The sequence below is a fragment of the Leisingera sp. F5 genome (assembly GCF_001593695.1).
Genome location: NZ_LUKH01001304.1, coordinates 1 through 1,127, shown reverse-complemented (window position 1 = coordinate 1,127; position 1,127 = coordinate 1). Strand labels below are relative to the sequence as shown.

Sequence of the window (1,127 nt, the reverse complement as noted above, 5' to 3'; positions counted from 1 at the left end):
TCGACAGGCCGACCACATGGGCGTCGTCCTTTTGCGCGGCTTCCACCAGCTCTGCCGGGGTCATGCGGATGCCGTCATAGGTGATGTCCATGCCGCAATCGCGGGCGCGGAACGCGATCTGCTCGGCGCCGTTGGAGTGGCCGTCCAGCCCCGGCTTGCCGACCACGAATTTGATCCGGCGGCCCAGCACGTCGCTGACCGCATTCACCGCATCGCGCAGATCGTCCAACCCTTCGGTTTTGTTCGAGACCGAAGCCGACACGCCGGTCGGGCCGCGGTAGGTGCCGTGAACCTTGCGCATCTCCTCGGCCCATTCGCCGGTGGTGACGCCTGCCTTGGCAGCAGCAACGGAGGGTTCCATGATGTTGGTGCCGGTTTGTGCTGCAGCCCGCAGCGCCGCGAGGGCTGCCTGCACCGTGGCGTTGTCGCGTTCGCCGCGCCAGGCGTTCAGGCGGTTGATCTGCTCCTGCTCGACTGCCGGATCAACAACCATGATGCCGCCATCTTCGGTCTGCAGGGGCGACGGTTCACCTTCGGTCCACTTGTTGACGCCGACCACCACGGTCTCGTTCTTTTCAATCCGGTTCAGTCGCTCGGCGTTGGAATCGACCAGGCGCCCCTTCATGTATTCGATAGAGGCCACCGCTCCACCCATCGATTCCAGGTTGGCCAACTCGGCGCGCGCACCGTTCTTCAGCTCTTCAACCTTGGCATCCACCGCCGGATTGCCGTCGAACAGGTCGCCGTATTCCAAGAGATCGGTTTCATAGGCCAGGATCTGCTGCATCCGCATCGACCACTGCTGGTCCCAGGGGCGGGGCAGGCCAAGCGCCTCGTTCCAGGCGGGCAGCTGCACCGCGCGGGCGCGGGCTTTCTTCGACAGGGTCACCGCCAGCATTTCGATCAGGATACGATAGACGTTGTTTTCCGGCTGCTGCTCGGTCAAGCCCAGAGAATTCACCTGCACCCCATAGCGGAAGCGACGGAATTTGGGGTCACCCACGCCGTAGCGTTTCTCGCAGATCTCGTCCCACAGATCGACAAAGGCGCGCATCTTGCACATCTCAGTGACAAAGCGGATGCCCGCATTCACAAAGAAGGAAATCCGCCCGACCATCGCCGGGAAG

The 1,127-nt window shown here is 63.1% G+C and carries 1 protein-coding gene; it reads right to left on the bottom strand.

Annotated features, from left to right (window positions below):
• On the bottom strand, window positions 1-1,127 hold a 1,127-nt coding region (locus tag A2I95_RS40980), incomplete at both ends, for a methylmalonyl-CoA mutase family protein (RefSeq protein WP_291738024.1).